The 16,889-nt window shown below is 64.0% G+C and carries 17 protein-coding genes; 11 read left to right on the plus strand and 6 right to left on the minus strand.

Annotated elements, in window-relative coordinates; genetic code table 11:
• Positions 1-218: 218 nt before the first annotated feature.
• From V1280_RS32250 to V1280_RS32265, 4 genes are read left to right on the plus strand one after another with little or no spacing between them, the layout of a single operon-like run.
• Positions 219-1,136 (plus strand): branched-chain amino acid ABC transporter permease, encoded by a 918-nt coding sequence (locus tag V1280_RS32250; protein WP_148777384.1) that lies wholly within the window; start codon positions 219-221, stop codon positions 1,134-1,136.
• Positions 1,133-2,077: a branched-chain amino acid ABC transporter permease gene (locus V1280_RS32255; RefSeq protein ID WP_334533990.1), complete on the plus strand. Its 945-nt coding sequence runs from the start codon at positions 1,133-1,135 to the stop codon at positions 2,075-2,077. The genes V1280_RS32250 and V1280_RS32255 overlap by 4 nt, the downstream gene beginning before the upstream one ends.
• Positions 2,070-2,837 (plus strand): ABC transporter ATP-binding protein, encoded by a 768-nt coding sequence (locus tag V1280_RS32260; protein WP_334533993.1) that lies wholly within the window; start codon positions 2,070-2,072, stop codon positions 2,835-2,837. The genes V1280_RS32255 and V1280_RS32260 overlap by 8 nt, the downstream gene beginning before the upstream one ends.
• Positions 2,830-3,543 (plus strand): ABC transporter ATP-binding protein, encoded by a 714-nt coding sequence (locus tag V1280_RS32265; RefSeq protein WP_334533995.1) that lies wholly within the window; start codon positions 2,830-2,832, stop codon positions 3,541-3,543. The genes V1280_RS32260 and V1280_RS32265 overlap by 8 nt, the downstream gene beginning before the upstream one ends.
• A 120-nt stretch (positions 3,544-3,663) precedes the next feature.
• Here V1280_RS32265 and V1280_RS32270 read toward each other — a convergent pair whose 3' ends face one another.
• On the minus strand, positions 3,664-4,023 hold the full coding sequence (locus tag V1280_RS32270) for a hypothetical protein (protein WP_334533998.1): 360 nt from the start codon (positions 4,021-4,023) through the stop codon (positions 3,664-3,666).
• Positions 4,024-4,402: 379 nt separating this feature from the next.
• On the opposite strand from V1280_RS32270, the gene V1280_RS32275 reads away from it, so the two are divergent.
• Together V1280_RS32275 and V1280_RS32280 are read left to right on the plus strand one after the other, a co-directional pair.
• Positions 4,403-4,891 (plus strand): MarR family winged helix-turn-helix transcriptional regulator, encoded by a 489-nt coding sequence (locus V1280_RS32275; RefSeq protein ID WP_334534001.1) that lies wholly within the window; start codon positions 4,403-4,405, stop codon positions 4,889-4,891.
• 3 nt (positions 4,892-4,894) lie between these two features.
• Positions 4,895-6,340, plus strand: a complete 1,446-nt coding sequence (locus tag V1280_RS32280; protein ID WP_334534004.1) for an MFS transporter — start codon at positions 4,895-4,897, stop codon at positions 6,338-6,340.
• Positions 6,341-6,348: 8 nt separating this feature from the next.
• Here the strand turns inward: V1280_RS32280 and V1280_RS32285 are convergent, their stop codons facing one another.
• Positions 6,349-7,785 carry a glutamine synthetase family protein gene (locus tag V1280_RS32285; RefSeq protein ID WP_334534007.1) on the minus strand — a complete coding sequence of 479 codons (1,437 nt, stop codon included), beginning with the start codon at positions 7,783-7,785 and terminating at the stop codon, positions 6,349-6,351.
• A 130-nt stretch (positions 7,786-7,915) separates the two neighbouring features.
• Positions 7,916-9,274: an aromatic ring-hydroxylating dioxygenase subunit alpha gene (locus tag V1280_RS32290; protein WP_334534010.1), complete on the minus strand. Its 1,359-nt coding sequence runs from the start codon at positions 9,272-9,274 to the stop codon at positions 7,916-7,918.
• Between the two features lie 113 nt (positions 9,275-9,387).
• Between V1280_RS32290 and V1280_RS32295 the strand changes: the two genes are divergently transcribed.
• Positions 9,388-10,173, plus strand: coding sequence for an IclR family transcriptional regulator domain-containing protein (locus V1280_RS32295; RefSeq protein ID WP_334534013.1), 786 nt, complete (start codon positions 9,388-9,390; stop codon positions 10,171-10,173).
• A 54-nt stretch (positions 10,174-10,227) separates the two neighbouring features.
• A complete protein-coding gene (locus tag V1280_RS32300; RefSeq protein WP_334534016.1) occupies positions 10,228-10,560 on the plus strand; it encodes a PRC-barrel domain-containing protein in 333 nt (110 codons plus the stop codon).
• Positions 10,561-10,636: 76 nt separating this feature from the next.
• Here V1280_RS32300 and V1280_RS32305 read toward each other — a convergent pair whose 3' ends face one another.
• Complete coding sequence (locus V1280_RS32305; protein ID WP_334534019.1) at positions 10,637-11,032, minus strand: group II truncated hemoglobin; 396 nt, start codon at positions 11,030-11,032, stop codon at positions 10,637-10,639.
• A gap of 231 nt (positions 11,033-11,263) precedes the next feature.
• A complete protein-coding gene (locus tag V1280_RS32310; protein ID WP_200471348.1) occupies positions 11,264-12,172 on the minus strand; it encodes a helix-turn-helix transcriptional regulator in 909 nt (302 codons plus the stop codon).
• 138 nt (positions 12,173-12,310) lie between these two features.
• Between V1280_RS32310 and V1280_RS32315 the strand changes: the two genes are divergently transcribed.
• On the plus strand, positions 12,311-13,852 hold the full coding sequence (locus tag V1280_RS32315) for a benzoate-CoA ligase family protein (protein WP_334534024.1): 1,542 nt from the start codon (positions 12,311-12,313) through the stop codon (positions 13,850-13,852).
• Positions 13,853-13,899: 47 nt separating this feature from the next.
• On the opposite strand, the gene V1280_RS32320 is transcribed toward V1280_RS32315, so the two are convergent.
• A complete protein-coding gene (locus V1280_RS32320; protein ID WP_334530142.1) occupies positions 13,900-15,003 on the minus strand; it encodes an ISAs1 family transposase in 1,104 nt (367 codons plus the stop codon).
• A gap of 455 nt (positions 15,004-15,458) precedes the next feature.
• Here V1280_RS32320 and V1280_RS32325 point away from each other — a divergent pair, with 455 nt between their 5' ends.
• Positions 15,459-16,274: an alpha/beta fold hydrolase gene (locus V1280_RS32325; RefSeq protein WP_334534027.1), complete on the plus strand. Its 816-nt coding sequence runs from the start codon at positions 15,459-15,461 to the stop codon at positions 16,272-16,274.
• A gap of 18 nt (positions 16,275-16,292) precedes the next feature.
• Complete coding sequence (locus tag V1280_RS32330) at positions 16,293-16,817, plus strand: DUF309 domain-containing protein (RefSeq protein ID WP_334534030.1); 525 nt, start codon at positions 16,293-16,295, stop codon at positions 16,815-16,817.
• The last annotated feature ends 72 nt before the right edge of the window (positions 16,818-16,889 follow it).

Raw genomic sequence — 16,889 nt, forward strand, 5'->3', positions numbered from 1 at the left:
CGCGGCAGTCTTCTTGCAGGGCTGGTTTTGCAGGGCCTCATTTTGATCGCATGCACCGGCATGCAACAAAGTGCATGTTTGGCGCGGAATCACTCTTGCCTCGGAACGATACTGCCATTACCCATTTTTCCGCCTTGAAGAGGCAGGGGGAGCTCTTTCACTGATGGCGACTGTGTTCGAACATCGGCGCGCGTTCGCATGCGCCTGAAAGAGTTTTGATGCTGCTCGTCGTCGAACAGTTCTTGAACGGATTGCAGTTCGGTCTGCTGCTGTTCCTGCTCGCCGCCGGCCTGACGCTGGTGTTCGGGATCATGGATCTCGTCAACCTCGCGCACGGCTCGCTCTACATGATGGGCGCCTATTTCGCCGCGACCTTCGCGGCGTGGACCGGCAGCTTCCTGCTCGGCGCGCTGCTGGCGTTAGGTGCGACCCTTGTGCTCGGCATCGTGCTCGAAATGAGTGCGCTGCGGCATCTCTACGGGCGCGACCATCTCGACCACGTGCTCGCGACCTTCGGCCTGATCCTGTTCTTCAATGAAGCCGTGCGGCTGATCTGGGGCCCGGCGGGGCTCGCGCTGCCGCTGCCGGCCTGGCTCACGGTGCCGGTGCCGATCCTGCCCGGCATTCACTATCCGGCGTACCGCCTCGCCATCATCGTCGTCGCGCTGCTGGTGGCGCTGCTGCTCTATCTCGGCGTGATGCGTACCCGCATCGGCATGCTGATCCGCGCCGGCGCCTCCAACCGCGAGATGATCGGCGCGCTCGGCATCAACATCAAGCTGCTCTACACGCTGGTGTTCGGGCTCGGTGCGGCGCTCGCAGGATTGGCCGGCATGATGCAGGCGCCGATCCTCACCGTGCAGATCGGCATGGGCGAGAACATCCTCATCCTCGCCTTCGTCATCATCGTGATCGGCGGCATCGGCTCGATCCGCGGCGCGTTCCTCGCTGCGATCTTCGTCGGCATGATCGACACGCTCGGCCGCGCCTTCCTGCCCAATCTGCTGCGGCAGGTGCTCAGTGGCGCCGCCGCCTCCACCGCCGCGCCCGCGCTCTCGTCCATGCTGATCTATCTGCTCATGGCGATCGTGCTGGTGGTGCGGCCGGAGGGGCTGTTTCCGGCCAACCGTCGATGAAGACTTTCTCGGTGAGCAAGGCCGTCACGGCCCTGATGCTGGCGGGCCTCGTGCTGCTACCGCTCTATTCGTATCTGTCCGGCAACATCTTCATCATGACGCTGTTCACCCGCATCGTCATCCTGGCGCTGGCGGCGGCGAGCCTCAACCTCATCATGGGGTTTGGCGGCATGATGAGCTTTGGCCACGCCGCCTATCTCGGCATCGGCGGCTACGCCGTCGGCATGCTGGCACAGGAAGGCGTAGGCTCCGGATTCATCCAGTTTCCGGTCGCGCTCGCGGCGTCCGCGATCTATGCGCTGGTGATCGGCGCGCTGTCGTTGCGCACCCGCGGCGTCTATTTCATCATGATCACGCTCGCCTTCGCGCAGATGGCCTATTACGTCGCCTCAGGCCTTGCGCGTTACGGCGGCGATGATGGTCTCACCGTTTACAAGCGCAGCGACTTCTCCGGCCTGATCAATCTGTCGAATCGCACGCAGTTCTATTATCTCTGCCTGGCCTGCCTGTTCGCAGTACTCTTCCTGATCTGGCGCATCGTCAATTCGCGCTTCGGCCTGGTCGTGCAGGGCCTGCGCTCCAACGAACAGCGCATGCAGGCGATCGGCTTCCCGGCCAAGCGCTACCAGCTGGTCTGCTTCGTCATCTCCGGCATGATGTGCGGCCTTGCCGGCGCGCTGCTCGCCAACAACACCGATTTCGTCAGCCCGGCCGTGATGTACTGGACCCGCTCCGGCGATCTCATGGTGATGGTGATCCTGGGCGGCATGGGCACGCTGTTTGGCCCTGTGATGGGCGCGGTGGTCTATCTGCTGCTGGAAGAGTTTCTGTCGCAGATCACCGAATATTGGGCGCTGATCATGGGCCCGCTGCTGCTGCTGATCGTGCTGTTCGGCCGTGGCGGCATCATGGGCCTGCTCGGGAGGCTCAATCGTGGCTGAACCGTTGCTCCGCGTCGAAAAGCTGGTGCGCCGCTTCGGCGGCATCACCGCGACGGATAACGTCTCGCTCGACGTTGCCGCGGGCGAGCTGCACGCCATCATCGGGCCGAACGGCGCCGGCAAGACCACGCTGATCAGCCAGCTCACCGGGCATCTCGAGCCGCATTCCGGCAGCGTCTCGTTGGGCGGCCGCGACATCACCCATCTGCCGGCCTATCGCCGCTGCGCGCTGGGCCTCGCACGTTCGTTCCAGATCACCTCGCTGCTGCTCGACTTCACCGCCGCCGACAATGTCGCGCTGGCAGCGCAGGCCCATGCCGGCACCTCGTTCCGCTTCTTTGCCAATGCGCGCAAGGAGAAGGGCCTGCGCGCTGCCGCGCATGCCGCGCTCGACCGCGTCGGGCTGGCTCATCGCGCCGATGTTCTGGTGTCGAAGCTGAGCCATGGCGAGCGGCGCCAGATCGAGCTTGCGGTGGCGCTCGCCAGCAGGCCGAAATTGCTGCTGCTCGACGAGCCCATGGCCGGTCTCGGCGTCACCGAATCCCAGGGCATGGTAAAGCTGCTCCAGGAGCTGCGCAAAGAGGTCTCGATCGTGCTGGTCGAGCACGACATGCCGGCGGTGTTCGCGCTCGCCGACCGCATCTCGGTGCTGGTCTATGGCCGCGTCATTGCGTCGGGCGATCCGGCCGCGATCCGCGCCAACGAAGACGTCAAGCGCGCCTATCTCGGCGACCAGCACGTGGTGACGCACCATGGCTGACACACTGCTCGACGTCGACGGTATCGAGACCTGCTACGGCCTCAGCCAGGTGCTGTTCGGCCTGTCGCTGTCGATCAAGCCCGGCGAGATGGTCTCGCTGATGGGCCGCAACGGCATGGGCAAGACCACGACGATCCGCTCGATCATGGGCTTGACGCCGGCGCGCGCGGGCAGCATCCGCTTTGCGGATACCGAGGTCCGGCAGCTTCCGTCCTACCGGATCGCCAAGCTCGGCATCGGGCTCGTGCCTGAGGGCCGCCAGATCTTCCCGAACCTCACCGTACGCGAAAATCTCGTCGCGGCCGCGGCCGATCGCTTCAGCAGCGCCAATCCCTGGACGCTCGCTGCGATCTACGTACTGTTCCCGCGCCTTGCCGAGCGCGCCGCCAACATGGGCAACCAGCTCTCCGGCGGCGAGCAGCAGATGCTCGCCATCGGCCGCGCGCTGATGACCAACCCAAAGCTCCTGATCCTGGACGAAGCGACCGAGGGGTTGGCGCCGCTGATCCGCGAAGAGATCTGGAGCTGCCTGTCGCTGCTGAAGAGCCGTGGACAGTCGATCCTGGTCGTCGACAAGAACGTCGACCACCTCGCCCGCATCTGCGACCGCCACTTCATCATTGAGCGTGGCAAGACCGTGTGGAGCGGCACGTCGGACGAACTGATGGCCGAGCCCGATCTGCAGCATAAGTATTTGGGGATCTAGCCCCGCTCTCTCCCCGTCATTGCGAGGAGCGCAGCGACGAAGCAATCCAGACTGTCTCCTTGAAGAAAGTCTGGATTGCTTCGCTTCGCTCGCAATGACGGCAGCGAGAGCCGGATCCTCTCACCAATAAATCCCATGCCGATGCAGTTCGCGGATCACGCGCGCTTCGGTGGACGGTTCGCGGTGCTTCGGCTTGGTCGCTCCGGCGGTCGGCTGAGCAGGCGTTGCGGGCGTCGCTGTCGCGGTTTGCGCTGGCGCCGGTGCCGCCGGCGGCGTTGAGGCCGGCGTGGTGGTCGCCGTCTGCACATTCGCCGGTGGCGTTGCGGTCGGAGCCTGTGTGGCCTGCGGCGGAGTTGTGGTTGCCGGCTGGTCAGTCACCTGGCTCGCATTGGTTGCAGAAAGGCTCAGGCTGCGCGGACCGCCGGCATAGGCTTGGCCGGCCAACAGCGACATCGCCGCGATCAGGATCAGCTTGCGCATGGAAACCCCCTTTTGTTTGGTCAATCCATCTGACCTGTCTTGCCGTCAGCGGGCGAGGTGGTGTCTGCCGATCTCGACCAAGGTTGTCCGGCAGGACAGGTGATAGATCAGGCTGAACAATTGACCCAACATGATCGAACTCCATTGTTGATCATCTACGACAACGATAGACCTCGCGTCTTTCCGGCCGTTTTCACGGCGTCAGGAAAACGGCTTCGTTCGGGACCGGCGTGATGTCGTCGGAACTGCGCTGACGAAGTCTCCTCACAGGGGTGTGAGGGGTGTCCCCGCCGAAGCCCAAGAGACCTCCCGGGTTGACGTTGGGAAAATATCGGGATATCCCTTCACATGGCGGGATATCCCGATATCTGGGGGCGTGATGGCCGAGCTAGAGCTTCCTGTTATCGAGCGGAATCGCTGCAACTGCGCGGCGCTGCGCAAGGCGTCGCGCCACATGACGCTGTTCTATGATGCCGCGCTGGAGCCCTCGGGGCTGCGTTCCACCCAATACGCGATGCTGACCGAGATCCATCGCCGCGGCGATGCCGCGCCTGCGATCGGCGACCTCGCCGAGGCGCTGGTCATGGATCAATCCACCATCGGCCAGAATCTGCGCCCGCTTCAGCGCGACGGCCTCGTCACCCTGGAGCGCGATGAGGTCGATCGACGAAGCCGCCTGGTCAAGCTGACCCGGGCGGGACGTTCGCGCCTTGCCGACGCACGGCCACTCTGGCTCGCGGCGCAGGAGAAGTTCGAAAACGGCTTTGGCAAGCGTGCCGCCGCCGAGCTGCGAAACCTGTTGGCGGGCATCGCCGGGGATCCGTCGCTGGTCCCCGAGCGGGCTGAATTGCATAACCAAAAGGCATAATCCATGAACAGCATTGAACGCGGCACCTTCGCCCGCGCGGTTCCGCTCGACGATCTCTCGCTGCGGCCCAAGCCTCCCCGTCCGTCGACGTCGCCAAACCTGGTGCTGGCGATCGTCTGCGTCGGCATTTGCCTTGCCAATCTCGACCTCTTCATCGTCAACGTCGCGCTGCCCAGCATTGGACAGGACTTCAAGGACACCTCGCTCGATGATATGTCGTGGGTCTTGAACGGCTACGCCATTGCCTATGCGGCGCTGCTGGTGTTCTTCGGACGGCTGGCCGAGCGCCATCGCAGAAATCTCAGCTTCCTGCTCGGCGTCGGCCTCTTCACGGTGGCATCGGCCGCCTGCGCGGCCGCCAACAGCGTCGGGATGTTGACCGCGTTTCGTATCGTGCAGGCCGCAGGCGCCGCACTGATGACGCCGACCTCGCTCGGCCTGCTGCTGGCGGTGTTCGCGCCGGAGAAACGCGGCGGTGCGGTGCGGACCTGGACCGCGATCGGCGGTCTTGCCGCAGCGCTCGGACCCGTCGTCGGCGGCGTGCTCGTAGTGGTCAACTGGCGCTGGATCTTCTTCGTCAATGTCCCGATCGGCCTCATCGCCTTGGTGATCGGCTGGTGGAAGCTGCCGGAGATCGAAGGTCATGACGCGCCACGGCCCAAATTCTTCGATGCGGTGCTGGTGACAGGCGGTATCGGCGCGCTCGTCTTCGCCATCGTCAAGGTCAGCGACTGGGGTTTTCGCGCGCCGGCCATCGGCTACAGTTTTGCCGCCGCCGCCATTCTGCTTGCACTGTTCGTCTGGCGCTGCCTGCGCACTGAAAATCCCTTTGTCGATCCGGCGCTGTTTCGCATCCGTCCCTTCACCGGGGCTGCCCTGGTGATGGCGCCTTACTCGGCAGCCTTCGGCGCCATGCTGCTGTCGGTCGCGCTGTGGGAACAGACGGCGTGGGGATGGTCGGCGTTGCAGACCGGGCTCGCGATCGCGCCGGGGCCGCTGATGGTGCCGATCACCTCGCTGCTGTTTGCCGGTCGCCTGATCGCGCGCTTCGGCGCCGCGCCCGTCGTCACCGCCGGCATCGTGGTTTTTGCGGCCGGTCTGGTTGCCTGGGCAACCCTGATTGGACCCGAACCGCATCCGGCCTTCGTGATCATGGGCATGATCCCGACCGGCATTGGCGTCGGCTTGACGTTCCCGACCCTGATGGGCGTCAGCGCCGCAGGCCTGCCGCCGTCGTCCTTCGCGACCGGCTCCGGCGTGATCAATATGATCCGCCAGGCCTCGCTCGCGGTCGGCGTCGCGATCTTCGTCGCCATCATCGGCTCGCCGTCATCCCTGCCGGAGCGCCTCGTGGCGTTCCAGCGCGGATGGTGGGTGATGGTCGCGATCGTCGCGCTCGGCCTGTTGCCGACCTATCTCTACCTCAGGCAGAAGCCGAAGGCGCCGTAACGGAGCGGTCAGAACATCTCGAAATATTCGCGGTGTTCCCAGTCGGTCACCTCCGACAGGAAACGGTCGATCTCGGCGTTCTTGATGTGGGTGTAATAGTCGACGAACTCCGCGCCGAATTTTTCGCGGAAGAACGGATCGTCCTTCAGCGCGGAGACAGCATCGCGCAAGGATTTCGGCAGCAGCGGCGCCTTGGTCTCGTAGGGCGTGTCGGCCGAGGGGCCGGGATCGAGCTTGCGGTCGACGCCGTCGAGGCCTGAGAGGATCTGGGCGGCCATATAGAGATAGGGGTTGGCGGCGGGCTCGCCGACGCGGTTTTCAAGGCGCGTGGCGGGATCGCTTGCACCGCCGAGCACGCGGATCATCACGCCGCGATTGTCGCGGCCCCAGATCGCGCGGTCCGGCGCCAGCGAATAGGAGCGGTAGCGCTTGTAGCCGTTGATGGTCGGCGTGGTGAAAACAGTGGCCGCACGGGCGTGGTCGAGCAGGCCTGCGAGATAAGCGCGACCGAAGGCGTTGAGCGGCTCGCTGCCTTCCCTCGTCATGAACAGGTTCTCGCCGCTTGGGCGCGAGACGATCGATTGATGCAGGTGCCAGCCGCTCGCAAACAAATTCGGCAGTTTCGGCCGGCACATGAAGGTGGCATGATAGCCGTGCCGGCGCGCGATCTGCTTCACGGCGCTGCGAAACAGCACCATGTTGTCGGCGGGCTCCAGGCCCTGCTTCGGCGCAAAGGTGAATTCGCACTGGCTCGGCCCGAACTCGACCTCGACCGAGCGCAACGGCAGCCCGAGCGCGACGATGTCACGCCGCAAAATCTCCAGCACCGGCTCCATCTGATCAAAACGCTGCTCGGTGAGGTATTGATAGCCGTGAGAGAGCAGGCTCACCGAGGGCGGCGTGCCGGGCTGGCCAGCGTCCTCGGGCCGCATATGCGCGTCATCGAGCTTGAAGATGTGGAATTCGACCTCGAGGCCCGCGACGAAATCGTGGCCGCGGCGGCCGAGCTCGCCGAGCACGCGTGCGTAGAGCCCGCGCGTCGCGAACGGCACCGGACGGCCGTCATTGAAATAGAGATCGCACAACACCCAGCCTGTGGCCGGCGCCCATGGCAGCACGCGAAACGTGGTGGGATCGGCGACCATCAGCACGTCGGCCGCGCCCTCCATCTCCCTCATGCCGAAGCCGCCGCCTGAGGTGAACACCGGAAACACCGTGCGGTGCGAGGTGTCCTTGGCGAGCATGGTGGTGGTGATGGAGCAGCCGCTCTCCAGCGACGCAACCGCCTCGGACGCGATGATGGTCTTGCCCCGCAAAATGCCGTGCTGGTCGGGGAAGGCGAGGCGGATGACCTCGAGGTTCTTCTCCTCGACGATGCGGCGCATGCGCGCTGCGGCGTCTGTCTGCTCATCCGACCACAGCGCATGACGCGCGACGAAAGTCACGTTGCAACTCCCTCAACTGCTGTAGGGTGGGCAAAGCGAAGCGTGCCCACCGCGTTTATCGTCTGAGCGGATGCATGGTGGGCACGGCGCCTTGCGCCTTTCCCCACCCTACGGGGTCCGTGCACGCACGTCACTCCGCCGCCGTCAGCCGATGCACATTGTCGGCGATCTCTTTCGGCACCGGCGCGGTCCACGGCGCGCCGCGGCGGCGCGTGACGTCGACTTCCATCCAGTAGGTCTCCCAGCCGCGCGTCGGCCCGATGCCGTCCATGGTCGCCGGGCCCTGGATGGAGCGCGCATTGGTTTCGTCCAGGAACAGCATCGGCTTCTCGCCGCCGCCGACCTTCTCGATCTCCTGCCGCAGCAGGCGGCGATACTGCACGATCGCCTTGTCGCTCGTGCCGAGATGTTCCTTGGTGCGGTCCTGAATCGCGCCCATCGATTCCACCGCCCATTGGTCGTGGACGTTGATGTCGTTGCCCATGCCGGTGTAGGTCGCGGTCTGCTGCTCGTGCGGATCGAAGCCGTAATCGTTGCTGCGGTTCTTGCGCGACTTGTAGTCGGGCAGCTCGTAGAGCTCGAGCCGTTGGTCGCGCATCTTTGTCTTGTCGACCGGGTTCGAATAGCTGGTGAAGATCGCGTACCAGTAGCAGTTCTCGTCGTCGACCGGCACGTGCCACTGGGAGATCGTCATCTCCGTGCTCATGGGAATGACGAAGCCGTGCGGGAAGAGCTGGTTGGTGACGCGCACATGGGTGCGCTCCTCGTCGATCTCGCGCAGCGCGATCAGCCGCAGGCCGTATTCGGTGTGCTCGACATTGATGATCGGGCGATCGTATTCGCGCAGGATCTTTGTCATCGGCAGGTCGCTTCCCGCCGAAGCGCCGCGAAACTGCTTGCCGTAGGCGGTGGAGGTGTCCTCGTCCTCGAAGAAGCGATGCAGATAGGAGGCGTGCGCGGGATCGATGCCGACCTCCAGCGCCTGCAACCAGTTGCAGGCCATGTGGCCCTTGAAGGCAAAGGTGTGCGTGCCAGGTGCGACGAAGCAGTCAAGCTCCGGGAATGCCGGCGGCTCACCTTCGCCGAGATAGGCCCAGAGGATGCCGCTCTTCTCCACGACGGGATAGGAGCGCTGGCGGATGTTCTGACAGAGTTTTGAATCTTTCGGCTCGGCCGGCGTCTCGATGCACTGGCCGGTCGCGTCGAACAGCCAGCCGTGGAAGGCGCAGCGCAGCCCGCCGTGTTCGAGCCGTCCGAAGGCGAGGTCGGCGCCGCGATGCGCGCAGTGGCGATCGATCAGGCCGTAACGCCCGGTCTCGTCGCGAAACAGCACCAGGTTCTCGCCGAGCAATTTGACCGGACGGATCGGCCGCTCGCCTTCCAGCTCGTCGACCAGGGCCGCCGGCTGCCAGTAGCTCCGCATCAGTCTGCCGCACGGATCTTTCGGCCCCGTACGGGTGATCAGGTCGTTCTGTTCCTGGCTCATCATGACGGTCGCGTCCTTTTTGCGAGGGGCGTTTTGTTCGCCTATTGAACGAATGGGCGAATTATGACATGCCTTGGATCGGCAGCAAGCACTATTTTGCAGGACTATCCCGACCGATGCCTAAGCTGAAGCGGAGCGACACTGACGGACGATCGACGGATTTCGTCGAAGCCCTCGATCGCGGCCTGCGCCTGCTGCAATGCTTCGGCACCAACGCAGGCCCGATGACGCTGAGCGATCTCGCTCGCGCCGCCGAGCTGCCGCGCGCCACCGCGCGGCGCATGCTGTTCACGCTCCAGCGCGGTGGCTTTGTCAGTGGCGACGGAAAGCTGTTCTCGCTGACGCCGCATGTGCTGACGCTGGCGGCCTCCTATCTGCGCTCCAACCAGCTCGTCACGGTGCTGCAGCCGGTGCTCGATCGCGTCGCGACCGCGGCGAACGAAATCTCCTCGCTCGCGGTGCTCGATGGCGACGACGTCGTATTCATCGCGCGCAGCAGCCCGGCGCGGATGTTCTCCGGCGGATTGGAGATCGGCTATCGGTTGCCGGCGTTCTGCACCTCGGTCGGTCGCGCCATGCTCGGCCAGCTCGACGATGCCGATTGTGCCGCGCGCCTGAAGGCGATGAAGCGCGAGGCGTTGACGCCGCAGACGGTGACCGATCCGAAGACGCTGCTCGCGCGCATCGCGGCTGATCGTGCCCAGGGCTATTCGCTGGTCGACCGCGAAGCCGAGCCGCATTTCCGTTCGATCTCGGTGCCGGTGCGTCGTTACGACGACGTGATCGTCGCCGCCATCAACATGGGCGCCCATGTCGACCGCGTGCCAGCGCAGGAATTGATCGAGCGGTTCCTCCCGCTGCTGCGGGAGGGCGCGGAGGCGGTGCGGTCGCAATTGCTGTAGCTGCCGAGCCGTACAGGATTATAATATGCTCCACACAAGACGAGGGAGCACGCCATGCAACACACCATGGTTCCCAGTGATCGCGTGCAGCACGTCACCGTCTATGGTTGTGACGGCACAAAGCTCGGCACGATCGAGCGGTTGATGCTTGACAAGGTGACCGGAACTGTCGCCTACGCCGTGATCAAGACCGGCGGGCTGCTCGGTACTCATCACCATTATCCGGTGCAGTGGAGCGCGCTGAAATATGATCCGAGACGTCAGGCCTTCCAGGTCGAGCTGACGCCGGAGCAATTGAGCAGCGGTCCATGCGAGTTCGATGGCGACGAATTCGACTGGGGGGACCGCTCGCCGCCCTACCAGCATCCGAATTACTGGTCGGTCTAGCCGCGTCGGGAGTCTCTGGCCCCGGGTACGCGAAGCGACGCCCGGGAACGTTATACGTCGGCCTTGATCGACGCTTTCACGGCCGGTTGCGCATCCAGTCGGCGAGGCCGGACAGCGCGCGGTCGAGGTCCTGCCGCGCGGCAGCGTCAGTGACTGTCACCTCCAGTGCACCGCGCATACAGAGCAGCCACGCACCGCGCTCGGCGTCGCCGATCGCAAAGCCGATATGCCGCTGCCGCAGCCGTGGATGGCCCTTCTCGGGAGAATAGAGCTTTGGGCCACCAGTCCATTCCGTGAGATAGCGCTTCAGCACGTCCCGGATCAGGCCGAGGTCGTCCGCATGCATCGCGCGGATGATTTTCGCCTCCGGCAGGGTGTCCATGCGATCGTAGAAGCAGTCGACCAACAGGTCGATCGTGGCACTGCCGCCGATCCGCTCGAACATGGAGGTGGTGACGTCGCTGTCGGTCATTGTGGGTTCCAGAGCTTCCTGCTGCGCTCGGATATAGGGACATCGCTGCCCGCGTACAAACTCCGCTGTCGTCCCGGACAAGCGAAGCGCAGATCCGGGATCCATAACCACAGGGAGGTGTTTGGCGAAGACTGGTCGTTCGGGACTAGCGGCGTGCACAATCGATAGATCACGCGGTATGGGTCCCTGCGTTCGCAGGGACGACAGCGGAGGGTTTAGACGCAGTGAGGATTACAGCGCCACACTGCGCAGCCCGAAGCTGCGCGCTTCGTTCTGCAGCACCGGCCGCACCGCATCGATCAGCCGCGCGGCGGCGGCATCGACCGACAGCCCCGCCGTATCCACCACTGCCGTCGCGCGCGCATAGAGCGGCTCGCGGCTGAGCAGGATATTGCGCAGCTCGGCCATCGCCGAGCGATCATCCGCCATCGGACGCAGATCGCCCTGGCGACGGACGCGGGCCATGTGCTCTTCGGGTTCGGCCTTGAGCCAGATCGTGTAGAACGACGACAGAATTTGGTCGAAGGTCAGCGGCTCCGACACGATGCCGCCGCCGGTCGCCAGCACCATCAGCTCGTTGCGCGCGAGCAGCTGCTGCAGCGCGGCCTGCTCCATGCGACGAAAGCCTTCCTGGCCGTAGAGCGCGATGATCTCGGCGACCGAGAGGCCGTTCTGCTGCTCGACCTCCTTGTTAAGCTCGACAAAGCTCCAGCCGATCTTCTTCGCCAGCATCCGCCCAAGCGTGGATTTGCCGGCGCCGCGCAGGCCGATCAGCGCGATGCCGCAGAACGGCGCGCGCCGGGGCGCGGAGGCACTGCCGCCGGCGAGCAGATCTTTGGCCTGGGCGATTTGCGCCGGCGTCGCCTTGCGCAGCAGATCGCGAAACATCTGCCAGTCCGGCGTCGGATCGGCTGAGGGCAGCAGGTCCTCGAGATGCGCGCCCATCGCGTCGGAGACGCGGCGCAGCAGGACAATGGAGACATTGCCCTTGCCGCTCTCGAGCTGCGCGATGTAGCGCTCCGAAATTCCTGATACCTTGGCGAGCACCTTGCGCGACATGCCGCGCAGCGCGCGCATGGTGCGCACACGCTGGCCGAGCTGTTCGAGAAAGCGGGATTCGGCGTCGGGACTGTCGGTCATGAGCCTTCTTTAGCGGATGCCTTCTTTAAAGGAGGTCCTGCGGCGTGTTTTAATGAAACATAATGCCTGCTGGCATTGACAGCAAGCTGTCGCAATGTCTTTCTATGAATTATAATTCTAAATTCGGGGGAGACGACCGTGAGCGAGGGATCCTACAACGCGGTGACCTGGCTGCTCGACCGTAACGTCGAGGAGGGCCGGGGCAACAAGCTCGTCTTCGACGACACCGTCGCGAGGCTCACCTATGGCGAGCTCCAGCGCGAGACGCGCCGGGCAGCGAACATGCTGCGCCGGCTCGGCGTCCGCCGCGAAGAGCGCGTGGCGATGATCATGCTGGATACGGTCGACTTCCCGATCGTGTTCTTGGGCGCGATCCGCGCCGGCATCGTGCCGGTGCCGCTCAACACGCTGCTGACCGCGGATCAATACGCCTACATCCTCGCCGACTGCCGGGCCCGCGTGCTGTTCGTCTCGGAAGCGCTCTATCCCGTCATCAAGGACGTCGTCGGCCGCATGCCGGATCTCGAGCATGTCGTGGTCTCCGGCGCCAAGCAGAATGGCCACAAGCAGTTCGCCGAGGAGATCGCTGATGAGAGCGATCAATTCACGACCGCCGCGACGCATCCGGATGAGCCGGCATTCTGGCTCTATTCGTCCGGTTCGACCGGCATGCCCAAGGGCGTGCGTCACATCCATTCGAATTTGCAGGCGACCGCCGATACCTATGCGAAGCAGGTGCTCGGCATCCGCGAGAACGATGTCGGCCTCTCCGCCGCAAAGCTGTTCTTCGCCTATGGCCTTGGCAATGCGCTGACCTTCCCGATGTCGGTCGGCGCCACCACGATTCTGAACAGCGAGCGCCCGACGCCGGCGCGGATGTTCGATCTGATGAACCGCTACAATCCGTCGATCTTCTACGGTGTGCCGACGCTGTTCGCGGCGATGCTCAACGACGAGACGATGAAGAGCGAGCGCGGCGGCAAGTCCTTGCGCATCTGCACCTCGGCCGGCGAAGCGCTGCCGGAATCCGTCGGCAACAGCTGGAAGGCGCGCTTCGGTGTCGACATTCTCGACGGTGTCGGCTCGACCGAGCTGCTGCACATCTTCCTGTCGAACGCGCCGGGCGACATCAAATACGGCTCGTCCGGCAAGCCGGTGCCGGGCTATGCGGTGCGGCTCGTCAACGAGGCCGGGCAGGACGTCGCTGACGGCGAGGTCGGCGAGCTCCTGGTCGATGCGCCGTCGGCCGGCGAAGGTTACTGGAACCAGCGCCACAAGAGCCGCCGTACGTTCGAGGGACCGTGGACCCGCACCGGCGACAAATATGTCAGGGATGCCGAGGGCCGCTACACCTTCTGCGGCCGCGCCGACGACATGTTCAAGGTCTCCGGCATCTGGGTCTCACCGTTCGAGGTCGAGAGCGCGCTGATCACGCATCCGGCGGTGCTGGAAGCCGCTGTCGTGCCCGAAGCTGATCCGGAAGGGCTGCTCAAGCCGAAGGCTTTCGTCGTGCTGCGTCCGGGCGTGAAGACGACGGACTTGCAGGAGATGCTGAAAGAGCACGTCAAGCAGAAGATCGGCCCGTGGAAATATCCGCGCTGGATCGACGTGGTGGACTCGCTGCCGAAAACCGCCACGGGCAAGATTCAGCGGTTCAAGCTGCGGAACGGGGTGAATTGAGCGTGCGGCGGTGGACTCGCTGGCTTACCCTCCCCTGGAGGGCAGGGCTATCGCATGTGGCTGATGAGTTCGAGAAGGAAGGCATCGTCCCAGCCAGCGCGCTTGACCTTTTGGCGCATGGAGATGCGGGCGGGGTGAGCGCGAATGAGGTTGACCGCGTTCCGCCGCAAGGTCGCAAAGTTCTCGGGACCGTTGTCTTTTCGGGTTCGGCAGGCATCCTCGCCAAAGACGACGTCCAGGACCCAGTGCAACTGGTTCTCGATGCTCCAATGGCTGCGGACGACCTGCAAGAATCGTCTTGCAGGCATATACTTGGACAACACGTAATATCGCACGGCCGGTTTTCCGGCTGGTTTGCCATGCAGCCGTCGGCGCGAGGTAACGCGAGCGATGGCGGCCATTCCGGGAAAGCGGTTTGCCACCCCCAGGCTGCTGTTGCGCATGATGGTGGCGCGTCTGGATTCGGATCGATCGTGGGTGCTCGGCTCGAGACTCTGCGCCACGTTGCGCTTGCCCGAGCGGGTGAAGCAGCGTTCGACGTCCGCAAACAATTTGCTTTGATTCTCCTTGAGAGCCAGCACGTAGTTGGCGCCGCGTGCGAGCACCTTGTTGGCGAAGGGGCGATTGCAATGCAGGGCGTCGGCCGTGACGATGCAGCCTTCGAGCGAGAGCATTTGCAGCACGTCCAGCGCCCCTTGGGCCTCGTTGCGACCCGGTGCCTTGCACGAAGCAAGCGCCATCCGCGCCTCGGTGGCGAAGACATTGACCATGTGCAGCGGCGTAGCGCTGCGGCCCCGCTCGTAGGCTCCTCGCACCGCCTTGCCATCGACGGCCACAACACCGGTGAGTTTGATCCCGTTGGCCTCGGCGAAGGCTGCCATAAAGCATCGGAAGGCTTGCTCGAAAGCCGCAGGGTCGAGCGCGTTGAGCACGCGGCTGAACGTGTCGTGACTGGGAACTCCGTGCTCCAGCCGAAGGAATTGCCGCAACAGCTTTTCCTTGGACGATGCAAATACCTCCATGTCCGTCGCGCTCTGCCCGCCACACAGGATCGTGGCCAGCGCGATGACGATGATGTCCAGCAAATCGTGCAGCGCGTTCGGTGCACGCGGATCGGGCAACGTACTGAAGATATTGCGGATCTTGCGCATGGGGCCCCCTCTGCGAATCGGGAGCCCTCTTCAGAATCCATATTGTCGGCCCGCGCAACACCTCGCGCAAATTCACATGCGATTCCCCTGCCCTGGAGGGGGAGGGTCGCTTCGCATGGAGCGAAGCGCAATGCGGAGCGGGGTGGGGTGATCCATCCCCTCGGGCACCGCATCTGTGGAGAGACTGTCACCCCACCCCGGCTCACATCTCGCTACGCTCGATGTGAGCCGACCCTCCCCCTCCAGGGCTATCAGATTCACACATCTCGAAAACCGACTCTTCTTCAATGGGTTAGCGGAACGCCCGTTGTGAGCTATCGAGTACTGGCGCAATCAATGCAAGTGACTCTGATGACTCACATTTTTTCGTCGCGTCGATTGGTAGGTCGAATCAGATGTGTGAATTGGACAGCCCTCCAGGGGAGGGTGCAGACGGAGCGAACAGGAAGAAGACCATGACTCTCACCCCCGCCGGCTTCCTCAACGTCAGCGGCGCCCGCCTCGAATACAAATGGCTCGCGCCGCAATCAGCTGACGCGCCGACCACCGTCATGCTGCACGAAGGCCTCGGCTCCGTTGGTCTCTGGAACGATTTTCCGGAAAAACTCCAGCAAGCGACCGGCGCCGGCATCTTCGTCTATTCGCGTGCGGGTTACGGCCAGTCGAGCCCGGTGACGCTGCCGCGGCCGCTCGACTACATGCAGCGCGAAGCGCTCGACGTGCTGCCGAAAGTGCTCGATGCAATTCCCTTCAAGCGTGGCCTGCTGCTCGGCCATTCCGACGGCGCCTCGATCGCGGCGATCTATGCCGGCGCACATCAGGATCATCGCCTGCAAGGCATCGCGCTGATCGCGCCGCATTTCCTCGTCGAGGACATCTCGGTGGAGTCGATCGCCGCGATCAAGACCACCTACGAGACCACCGATCTCAAGGCAAAGCTCGCGCGCTGGCACAAGGACGTCGACAACGCCTTCTACGGCTGGAACGGTGCCTGGCTCGATCCGAAATTCCGTGATTGGGATATCTCGGAATATCTGGCCTACATCCGCGTTCCTGTTCTGGTCGTGCAAGGAAGGGATGACCAATATGGGACACTGCGGCAGATCGAAATTGCGCAGGAAGAGTGCTATTGTCCAGTAGATTTGAAAATTATTTCAGACGCGGGCCATTCCCCGCATCGTGAAGCGCCCGGAGCGACGCTTGACGCAATTGAGCAATTTGCAAAAGCGGCCCTGCGCGACGATCAGGGACTGCAGGGACGCGCCGCATGATCATGTGGAGGCACATCCATGAATGTGCCTCCACAGGCGAGCGGCGCTTTGCCATGGCCGCAATGGGCCTATGTGCCGGGCGAGACGACCGAACTGGATGCTGATTACGAGACGCTCGACATCGCCAAGGCGTTGGTGCCCTCGGCCTTCCGCGGCTACGTGCCGGCGCGCCATCCGGCGCTGCGCTATGGGCTCGCGCTGAACGACCGCGGCTATTTCTGGGAATCGCAGGAGGTGCTGGAGGCGTTGTGGGCTGCAGCGCCGCAAGGCGGCCGCGAACGCATTTTGCTGCGGGCCTGCATCCTTGTCGCCAATGCGAATCTGCGGCTGCGCATGCAGAAGGCCCATTCGGCCGCGCGCCTGTTTGGAGATGCGCTCACCGAGCTGCGCGCGCTGACCTCCCGCAAGGCGGCCCCGGCCGGCGACGGCTTTGTCGAAAGCTTTCCGGTGCCGGCGCTAACGGCCTTGCTGCAGGCCAAGCTCGGCCGTCCCCAGCTCACCAAGGCCGACTGGATCGGGCTCGGCGCCATCGTGCGGTCCTGAGCGACCTCATGAAACAAAGTGCATGTATCGGCGATTAGAGACTAGACGCGCTCAGTAACATGCATTATTGTG

Origin of the sequence: Bradyrhizobium sp. AZCC 2230, from assembly GCF_036924495.1 — a bacterium.
GTDB classification, from domain to species: domain Bacteria; phylum Pseudomonadota; class Alphaproteobacteria; order Rhizobiales; family Xanthobacteraceae; genus Bradyrhizobium; species Bradyrhizobium rifense.